The sequence below is a fragment of the Streptomyces toyocaensis genome (assembly GCF_000725125.1).
GTDB classification, from domain to species: Bacteria; Actinomycetota; Actinomycetes; order Streptomycetales; family Streptomycetaceae; genus Streptomyces; species Streptomyces toyocaensis.
Window position 1 is genome coordinate 45,878 of record NZ_JFCB01000038.1, and the last position, 9,797, is coordinate 55,674.

The 9,797-nt window shown below is 74.6% G+C and carries 6 protein-coding genes; 1 reads left to right on the plus strand and 5 read right to left on the minus strand.

What is annotated here, in order from left to right:
* Positions 1-77: 77 nt before the first annotated feature.
* From BU52_RS28930 to BU52_RS28945, 4 genes are all read right to left on the minus strand, one after another.
* The gene (locus BU52_RS28930; RefSeq protein ID WP_037939981.1) at positions 78-2,351 is read right to left on the minus strand and encodes a bifunctional glycosyltransferase/CDP-glycerol:glycerophosphate glycerophosphotransferase; all 2,274 of its coding nucleotides are present in this window, start codon (positions 2,349-2,351) and stop codon (positions 78-80) included.
* Between the two features lie 147 nt (positions 2,352-2,498).
* Positions 2,499-3,398 (minus strand): carbohydrate ABC transporter permease, encoded by a 900-nt coding sequence (locus tag BU52_RS28935; RefSeq protein WP_037939983.1) that lies wholly within the window; start codon positions 3,396-3,398, stop codon positions 2,499-2,501.
* Positions 3,399-3,489: 91 nt separating this feature from the next.
* Entirely contained in the window at positions 3,490-4,839 is a 1,350-nt protein-coding gene (locus BU52_RS28940; protein ID WP_078903497.1) for a carbohydrate ABC transporter permease, read from the minus strand.
* Positions 4,840-4,846: 7 nt separating this feature from the next.
* Entirely contained in the window at positions 4,847-6,268 is a 1,422-nt protein-coding gene (locus tag BU52_RS28945) for an ABC transporter substrate-binding protein (RefSeq protein WP_037939986.1), read from the minus strand.
* 204 nt (positions 6,269-6,472) lie between these two features.
* Between BU52_RS28945 and BU52_RS36580 the strand changes: the two genes are divergently transcribed.
* Entirely contained in the window at positions 6,473-7,066 is a 594-nt protein-coding gene (locus tag BU52_RS36580; RefSeq protein ID WP_235216449.1) for a hypothetical protein, read from the plus strand.
* A 20-nt stretch (positions 7,067-7,086) separates the two neighbouring features.
* Here BU52_RS36580 and BU52_RS28960 read toward each other — a convergent pair.
* Positions 7,087-9,797: FtsK/SpoIIIE domain-containing protein (locus BU52_RS28960; protein WP_037940003.1), on the minus strand; the 2,711-nt coding region annotated here is incomplete at its 5' end.

Consider the following 9,797-nt stretch of genomic DNA (forward strand, 5'->3'; position numbering starts at 1 on the left):
GCCGCCGGGTGGGCGGCCGGGCCGGGGCGGGCCGCGACGAGCCGGGGGGCATGGGAACTCCCGAGGGGGAACGACGGTCAGCCGCCGTCGGTGACGGTCAGCAGGCCGGCCGGCCGGCGCGGCGGCGGTGGGAGCGGCGGCGGTGCGAGCGGTGGCGGTTCGAGCGGGACGGCGGCGGAGGGCACCGGGCGGCGCTCGTCCAGGGGGACGACCGGGGGGAGGTCGGTCTGGCCGAGCACGGCCCGGCGCACGACCCGCTCGGCGGCCCGGCCGTCGTCGTGCGGGCAGAAACGGTCGCGGAACGCCGCCCGCAGCCGGGCCGAGCGGGCGCCGCACCAGAGGCCCGACGCGAAGATGTCGATCAGTTCGTCCTCGCTGCCCGCGACCGCGCCCGGCGGGAAGGACCGCGGGTCGAAGTAGAGGCCGCGGGCCGCCGCGTACGCCTCCCAGTCGTCGGCGTGCAGGACGATCGGACGGTCCAGGACCGCGTAGTCGAACATCAGCGGGGAGAAGTCGGTGACCAGGGCGTCCGAGGCCAGACACAGGGACACGGCGTCCGGATGCCCGGCGACGTCCAGGACCCGGTCCGACGCGGCCTCGAGCGGTCCGTCGAGGGGGTGGTGGGCGCGGGCCAGGACGACGAACCGCGGGCCGAGACGCCGCACCACGCGCTCCAGGTCGAGCGGCCGGCGCTGGGTGCGTCGGTAGTCGCGGCGGGCCGGCGCGTACAGGATCGCCACCGAGCCCTCGGGGATGCCCAGCGACGCCCGCAGCCGGGTCACGTCCGAGGCGGTCGCCGTGTGGAACCGGTCCGTGCGCGGCCTGCCGTACTCCAGGGTCGTGTAGCGGCCGGGATACACCCGCTCCCAGGTCAGGGTGGAGTGGCGGTCGGCGGAGACGACGTGGTCCCACCGGTCGACGTCCTCGAGCAGCCGGGTGAAGTCGGTGCCCCGGGCCGCCGCCGGACGCTCCTGGAGGTCCAGGCCCACGTGCCCGAGGGGGGTGCCGCCCTGGGTCCGCACGACGACCTGTCCCTTGCGCTTGACCAGGCCGGGCTCGGTGTCCGTATCGGTCACCAGGTACGCGGAACGGGCGAGCGCGGACCAGTGGGCGGCCGTGCCGGGGACCAGACGGCGCGTGCCCGGCGCGAGGGTGTGGTGGTGCGCCGGTGGGGCCACCCAGGCGGTGCGCAGGTGCGGGGCCAGGGCGCGCACCGCGGACTCCAGGGCGCCCGGGTCACCGCCGCGGCCCGCGCGGGCGGTGAAGAGCACCTGGTCGGTGCGCAGGGGGAGCAGCCGCTGGAGGAGGTAGTGCCCGCGCAGGGCGGCGCGGCGCAGGGCGCGCAGCAGCCGGCCGGTGAGCCGGGCCGTCCCGCGGCACAGGGCCGCGGTCTGCCGGAGGGTCCGGTAGGTGCGGTGCAGTCCGAAGCGGACCAGTGTGTGGTGGACCCGGGCGCGCGCGGGGACGGGCGCGCCGGGTGTCCGGTGGCGCCGGTAGTGGGCGCGCGCCCGGCGCAGGAACGCGGCGCGCGCACCGCGCGGCAGGCGGTCACGCCGGGTGTAGACCGTCACCAGGTGGTCGACCATGCGCCGGAACAGCACCGGCCGCCAGCGCTCGAGCCCGGGCCGCTCGTCGACGAACGCGAAGACCCGGTCGTACTGGTCGAAGACGTCGAAGTGCCGCTCACTGGTGGTGCGCAGGATGCAGCCGGCCCGCCGCTGCCGGTAGTGCACGCACACCCGGTCCAGGGTGGCGATCGACTCCGCCGTCATCAGGGCCGGGTACGTCCACGGGGTGTCCTCGTAGTAGCCGGGCGGGAAGGCGAGGCCCGCGCGCTGGACGAACTCCCGCCGGTACGCCTTGTTCCAGGCCACCATCAGCAGGTTCAGCAGCCCGGGCCGGTCGGCGAGCCGGAACGGTGCCGGTCCGCTTTCGGTCAGCTCGGCGGCGGCCCGGTTGCGCACGGCCTCGCCCGACCAGTAGGTGCGGGCGTAGTCGTAGACCAGCACGTCAGGGTCGCCGGTCTCCTTCAGCCGGTCGGCGAGGGCGAGGAGCGCGTCGGGCGTGAGGGTGTCGTCGCCGTCCAGGAAGACCAGGTAGTCCCCGGTCGCCCGCTCCATCCCGGCGTTGCGGGCCCGCCCGAGACCGACGTTCTCCGGGAGGTGCACCACCCGCACGCGCGGGTCGCGGGCCGCGAACTCGTCGATCACCGCCCCGCAGGCGTCCGGCGAGCAGTCGTCGACGGCGATCAGTTCGAGATCGGGGTACGACTGGGTCAGCACCGACTCCAGGCACTCGTGCAGATACGCCTGGACCTGGTACGCGGGGACAATGACACTGAACCTGGGCAAGGGGCATCCAACGGTCGGTGCGGGCGTTCGGCCCGGCAACGGCCGCTGGGCCGACTTGGTTACGCCACCCGCGGCATCCGGGGGACGTCCGTCACCCGAAGGGGCGGACCTGTCCGGTCCGCCCCTTCAACCGGCGCTTGCCATCTGCTATTTGACCGCGCCCGCCATCACGCCGGACACGAACTGCCGCTGGAACGCGAAGAACACCACCAGCGGGACCACCATCGAGATGAACGCGCCGGGCGCCAGGACGTCGATGTTGTTGCCGAACTGCCGTACCTGCGTCTGCAGGGCGACCGTGATCGGCTGGCTGCCGGAGTCGGTGAAGATCAGCGCGACCAGCATGTCGTTCCACACCCACAGGAACTGGAAGATGCCGAGCGCGGCGATCGCCGGACCGGCGAGCGGCATCACGACCCGCACGAACAGCCGCAGTTCGCCCGCGCCGTCCAGCCGGGCCGCCTCCAGCAGCTCCCGCGGGATCTCCGCGAAGAAGTTCCGCAGCAGGAAGACCGCGAACGGCAGACCGAAACCGACGTGGAAGAGGACCACGCCGGTCAGGGAGCCGAAGATGCCCAGGTTGCCGAAGAGTTCGGCGATCGGGATCAGCGCCACCTGCACCGGCACCACCAGCAGCCCCACCACCGCCAGGAACCACCAGTCGCGGCCAGGGAACTCCATCCAGGCGAAGGCGTACCCGGCGAGCGAGCCGATCACCACCACCAGCACGGTCGCCGGGACGGTGATGTACACCGTGTTCAGCAGTGAGCCGGTGATGTCGTCGTTCCCCAGCAGCGTCTCGTAGGCGTCGAAGGTCAGGTGCGAGGGCTCGGTGAACACCGTCCACCAGCCGTCGGTGGCCATGTCCCGCGGGCTGCGCAGGCTGGCCAGCAGCAGCCCGACCGTCGGGACCAGCCAGAACAGGCCCACCACGATCAGGAAGACCCGGACCAGACCACCGCTCACCCACTGGCCGAGCCGGGAGCCCAGCGACTGCCCTGCCCCGACGGCGGGGACGGCGGGCACACCCGCCTTGGTGAGACTCATCGCCTGACCTCCCGCCGCAGCCGACGCACGTTGCCGTGCCCACCCGGGGGGCGACCCCCGGACCCCCGGCAGGTTCTCGTCCGGCCCCGGTTCATCGCCTGACCTCCCGCCGCAGCCGACGCACGTTGAACCACATCACCGGGATCACCAGCAGCAGCAGGAGCACCGCGATCGCGCTGGCGATGCCCGGCTGGTCCTCGGAGAAGCCCTTGCGGTACAGCTCCAGCGCCAGGACGTTCGCGTCGTCCTGGGAGGAGCCCGGGGCGATGATGAAGACCAGGTCGAAAACCTTCAGCACGTTGATCATCAAGGTGACGGTGACCACCGCGAGGACCGGTGCCAGCAGGGGCACCGTGACCCGCCGGAACACCTGCCACTCGTTCGCGCCGTCCACCCGTGCGGCCTCCAGCAGCTCGCGGGGCATGCCCGCGAGCCCGGCCGCGATCAGCACCATCGCGAAGCCCGCCCACATCCAGATGTACGAGCCGATGACGGCCGGGGTGACCAGCGAGGGGCCGAGCCAGTCCAGGCCGTTGTACGGTGCCGCGAAGTTGCTCGCCGGCAGCCGCAGGTGCGCCCCGTCGGCCTTCGGTGACAGGGAGAACGTGCCGTCGCCGCCCGCCTCGGCCGTCTCCACCACCTCGCCGTCCTTGACGGCCTCGATCCGCATCCTCGCGTAGCCCAGCTCGGAGGCGTCGACCTCGTTCAGCGTGCCGACGCCCTTGCCCCGGGTGAAGTCCTGCCAGGCGGTGCCGGTGATCCGGTCGCCCTCCGGCTTCGGCGCCGCCGCCGGTTCCGCGTCGTCCGGCATCAGGTCCGGGGCGACACCGACCAGCGGCAGCGTCACCGTGTCACCGGCGCTCACCGTCCCCTTGGTGATGAACGCGCCCCCGCCGGCCGGCTCCAGCGGCGACTCACGGCCCGGGTGCGCCTTCGGGAACGCCGAGGACTGGGCGAAGGTGTCGTGCACCCCCACCCACACCGCGTTCGCCACGCCCTTGTCCGGGTCCTGGTCGTACACCAGGCGGAAGATGATCCCGGCCGCCAGCATCGAGATCGCCATCGGCATGAAGACGACCAGCTTGAACGCCGTTCCCCAGCGCACCCGTTCGGTCAGCACCGCGAAGACCAGGCCGAGCGCGGTGGCGACCGTGGGCGCGAACACCACCCAGATCACGTTGTTCTTCAGGGCGGTGCGGATGCCGTCGTCGGTGAACAGGGCCCGGTAGTTGTCGACTCCGGCGAAGCCGTCGCCGGACTGGTCGTAGAAGCTGCGGATGACGGAGTACCCGATCGGGTAGACCACGAGCGCACCGAGCAGCAGGAGCGCGGGCAGCAGGAACAGTGCCGCGACCGTTCTCCGGGTGCCGGTGACGCTCCTGCGCGACGTGGGCGCGGCAGGGGCCGTCTTCGAGGCCCCCGCCGCCGTGTCCGACGCCATCGCCGGATCAGTTCCCGTACGCCGCGGCCGCGTCGGCCTCCAGTTTCGCCTGCGTCCCCGCGACGTCCTCGGGGTTCTTCAGGAAGTCCTGCAGCGCCTTCCACTCGCCCTTGCCGGGCGTGCCGCCGAAGGCCTGCGGGGCCTGGTCGGACATGTCGAAGCGGAAGTCGTCCCCGGCGTCGATCAGCGCCTTGGCCATCTTCCGCTGGACGTCGTTGGGATACGCCGAGTTGGGCACGTTCCTGTTCGGCGAGAGGTACCCGCCGAGCTTCGCCTGGATGCCCGCCGCGTCCGGGGAGGCCAGGAAGGTCGCCAGCGCCTGTGCCGCCTCGGAGTCCTTGAGGATCACCGCCGCGTCGCCGCCGGACACCACCGGCGGTGCGTCACCGACCGCGGGGAACGGGAACACCTTGGCGTCCGTGCCCACCTCGGCCTCGGTCTCGGCGATGTTGACCTGCACGAAGTCGCCCTCGTAGACCATGCCGGCCTTGGGCTGGCCGCCGCCGGTGAAGGTCTGTGTCACGGATGCCGGGAACTCGGTCTGCAGTGCGCCGGACGCGCCGCCCGCGACGTAGTCCTTCTTGCCCCAGATCCCGGCGAGCGTGGTGAGCGCCTCCTTGACGGACGGGTCCGTCCACTTGATCTCGTGCCGGGCCAGCCGGTCGTACTTCTCCGGCCCCGCCTGGGACAGGTAGACGTTCTCGAACCAGTCGGTCAGCGTCCAGCCGTCGGCGCCGCCGACCGAGAACGGGGTGACGCCGGAGTCGTACACCGTCTGCGCGGCGGTGAGCAGTTCGTCCCAGGTCTTGGGCTCGGCCGCGCCGGCGTCCTCGAAGACCTTGGTGTTGTACCAGATCAGCGACTTGTTGGCGGCCTTGTAGTACACGCCGTACTGCTTGCCGTCGACCTTGCCGATGTCCTGCCAGCCCTGCGAGTAGTTCTCGGCGAGCTCCTTGGTGGCCTCCGCGCCCAGCGGTGTGACCCAGCCCTTTTCCACCGCCTGCTTGATGGCACCCGGCTGCGGCAGCATGGCCACGTCCGGCGGGGCGCCGCCCGCCACCTTGGAGCCGAGGAAGTTGATGATCGGGTCCTGGGCGGGCACGAAGGTCACCTTGGCGCCGGTGCGCTTCTCGAACTCCGCGAGGACCTTCTTGAAGTTGGCCTGCTCGGCGCCGGTCCACACGGCGGCGACCTCCAGGCTCTCGCCGTCCAGCTTCGGCAGGGTGACGGTGGTGCCGGTGTCGCCGGTCCCGCCGCCCTTGTCGTTGTCGTCGCCGTCGTCGTCGCCTCCCCCGCAGGCGGTGAGCGACACCGCGAGGACACCCGCGGCGAGCGCGGCGGCGGCTCTCGCGGCCGCGCGGGTGCGGGGAGTCGTCACACGGTGGTCGGGCGACCGGCGTATCCGGATGATCCTGCTCGTCCTGCGCATCACTGCCCCGTTCTTCGTACTTTGTCGTACTTCACCGAACGTTCGAGCGCTGTCCCGTGCGGTCTGGTCTACGCCCGGGGGATGGGGGTGGCAAGAGCGCGTCCCGTGTCAACTCCGCGATCGTGACCGCGTCGTGACCACGCGTCATGGACGTGGCGCACGACGCCTCATGACACCGGTGCCCCGAGCCGGAATGCTGCGGACATGTTCATCAGAGGATCAGTCACCGCGGTCGCCCTTCTGGCGGTCACCCTGACCGCGTGCGGTACCCAGCAGGGCGCCGGGCAGGCGGCGCGGCCGGAGAGTCCCCGGCCCTCCTTCAGTCCCCGGCCCCTGTGCGCCCAGCCGGCCGAGGCGCCCACGGTGCGCCCGTCCCCCACCGCGCCGTCCGCCACGGGGAGCACGGACGGCCGGCGGGAGCAGGGCGGGGACGGTGCTCCCCATTACGCCGAGAACCACGCCTACCGGATGCGGGGCTCGCTGACACCGGAGGAGGGGGCCTGGGGCGCGGCGTCGGCGGAGCTGATCCGCGCGGAGCTGGAGAAGGTGCGCGAGGAGGGCGGTGCCGGTGAGTACGGCCGCTTCGGCGAGCAACGGATCGCGGCGGCCCTGGCCCGCCTCGGCTGTGGCGAGGAACACGGGACGTACATCGGCGACGGGTACTACAGCGTGCACACGGCGATGGTCTGTGTGTCCGGTCGCGTGACGGAGGACGAGCTGACCACCGAGGTGCACGGCGCCTACGCCGAGCCCCAGCCCGGCGCGGGGCCCTGTGTCGAGAACCGGGGAGGCCACTGACGGCCTCCCCCGCACGACCCTCACAGGAGCGAGGGCACCTCCGCCGCCGAGACCTGCCGGGCCGCGCGTTCCAGCGCACTGGCGAGCAGGGCCAGGTCGGTCGGGCCGTTGCCGAGTTCGCGGACCTGGCGGCGGGCCGGGGGGTCGCCCATGCGGTGCCACTCCAGGGGGACGACCGTCGGCCGCATGGTCGCCGTGCGCGGGATGCGGCCGGTCACCCGGCCCCCCTGGAACGCCGTATCCCGGCCGTCCGCACGGGCCAGCCGCCCGCGACCCGGTGCCGGGTCGTCCGGGCCGCCGCCCGTCGCGGGCGCGTCGAGCGTGACGCGCAGCGACGCCTGCCGCGCCGGCTCGGTCTGCGCCGTCCGTGCGCAGGGGCCCGTGGCCGCCACCAGGTGCACACCCAGCCGCTCGCCGTCCCTGGCCACGGCCTCCAAAGCCCGCATCACCGATCCGGCGGCGGGCCGCCCCGGCGAGCCGAGCGCCGGGGACGCCAGCGCGTCCAGGTCGTCCACGACGACCACCAGCCGGGGCAGCGGCGGTGCGGCCCGCGTCCTGCGCCGGTCGGCCCCCGGCCGCAGCCGCAGTGTCGAACTGGCCGGGGCGTCCAGGTCGCCGTCGTGCTCACCGGCTCCCGCGCGGGAGGCGGCCGTGCGCTGGGCGACCATACGGTCCGACAGCTCGCGCCCGGTGTGCCATTCCGTGAAGTCCGAGCGGCCCAGCAGTTCGGCGCGCCGCTTCAGCTCGGCGCTCAGCGACTGGGCGAACTCCCGCATCCGCACGGGGTCGTTGGCGCAGAGGTGCGTGGTGACGTGCGGTACGTCCGTGCACACCCGCAGGCCCTCGCCGAGCCCGGCGCCCGTGGTGGTGCCGCCCCGGCCGTCGACCAGCACGATGCCCAGCCGGTCGGGGCGCTCGGCGGCGGCCAGCGAGGCGACGACCGCGCGCAGGAGTTCCGTACGGCCGCTGCCCGGCGGCCCCTCGACCAGCAGGTGCGGCCCCTCGGCGGCGAGGTCGGCGACGACCGGGCCGCGCGGTCCGGCGCCCAGGACGGCGGTGACCCGTCCGCCCAGCGCCCGGGTGTCGTCGGCCGCGTCCGCCCAGCGGGCCATCAGTGACGCCGGGGTGGCCCGGGCCAGGCCCAGCTCGTCCAGCAGCCGGGCCGACGGGGGCAGCGGCGCCGACACGCGCGCGTGCCGGGCGCCCGCGGTGCCGTCCGTGCGCAGCGGCGCGAGCGCCCGTGCGAACCGCTCGGCCCAGGCGAGGGAGACCGCGTCGACGGTGGCCAGGGTGCCGTGGCCGACCGGCCCCGGGGGTGTGCCGGAGCCGGTCCTGGCCACCCGGAGCAGCCGCAGGGCGGTCGCCACGTCGCCGCTGAGCAGGGCGACGGCCCCGCACTCGCGGAACGTCGGCGCCACCGCGCAGGCCGCCTCGTAGGTCTCCGCCACCGGGGAGGCGGGGGAGGCCGCGGGCGTCCGGGCGAGACACAGGAGATGGATCCCGGCCCGGGGCCCCTCCAGGGCCAGCCGGGCGACCGCCTCGCGGACCTCGGCGTCGCCGGGGTCGCCGTCCACGACGAGCACGGTGTACGGGCCGTCGTCGGCCGGGCCGGCCGCGGCCGCGTGGTCGTGGTCCGCCAGGCGGCGCAGCAGTTCGTCGGTGCGGGCCGTGGCCTGTTCGCGGTCGTGCGCGAGCAGCAGGCGGCAGTCCTGACCGTGGCCGGGGCGCACGTGCGGCAGCCAGCCCAGCCAGGACCATTCGGCGGTGCGCTCCTCCAGGGGGCGGGAGGGGTCCGCGGCGATCAGGACGATCTCCAGGGAGTCGGGGGAGTGCAGCGCGGTGAGCTGGGCCAGCACCGCGCGGGCCAGCCCGGCGAGGCGTTCGCGCGGGCCGGCCAGTCCCAGTGCGCCGACCTCGCGCAGCCCCGAGGTCACCGGGACGGCGGGCAGCAGCCCCGAGCCGTCCGGCGCCGCCCGGTCCGCGGTGCCGAGCCGCACCGCGAGCGCCTCGGGGTGACCCGGGGCGCGCTCCCACAGCCGGGGGCCGGGGCCGAGCGCGGTCAGCAGCAGCGTGGCCGGGTCCGGCCAGGTCTCGGGCGGGACGGAGGCGACGAGGGCCGGCTCGGTCGCGGGATCCTCCTGCTCCGTGCCGTGGCCGGCCACCGTGCCGCCCGCCTCGCGCTCCTGCCGTCCCCCGGTCAGCCGTCGCGCCCAGGCCCCGATCCCGCCCCGCTTCCGCCCGCCGGAGGGTTCGGGGAGGTCCGTGCCGCGGAGGGGGGTGCCCTTGCGGGAGCCGGGGGCGCCGGTGGCCGCTCCGTCCGGGGCGGGGCGGGGGCCCGGCGTTCCGCCGTGGCCGGTCGTACGGGTGGTGGGGCCCTCGGGTGCCCGTCCGGCCGGGTCGGCGGGGCCGGTGCCCGGCACCCGGCCGTCCTGCCCGTGGCGTGCGTCGCCGGTGGTGCTGCCGGTGGGGCCGGAGGGCGGGTGCGCGGGGCCGGGAGAGCCGCCCGCGGCGGTGGGTGCCTCGTGCCGGGAGTCGCCGTGGCCCGTGCCGGACGCCCGGTGCCCCGGGCGGACGGGGCCCGCGGGTCCGGTGCCGAACCCCGCGTCGAGGTGCCCGCGTCCGGCGTGCGTCTCGTCGTCGACGGGCCTCGGCCCCGACACGCGCCGCCCCTGAGGCATCCGGGGCACCTCGTCCCCCCGCGTCGAGATCCGCACCGTGCGCGGCGGCGGGG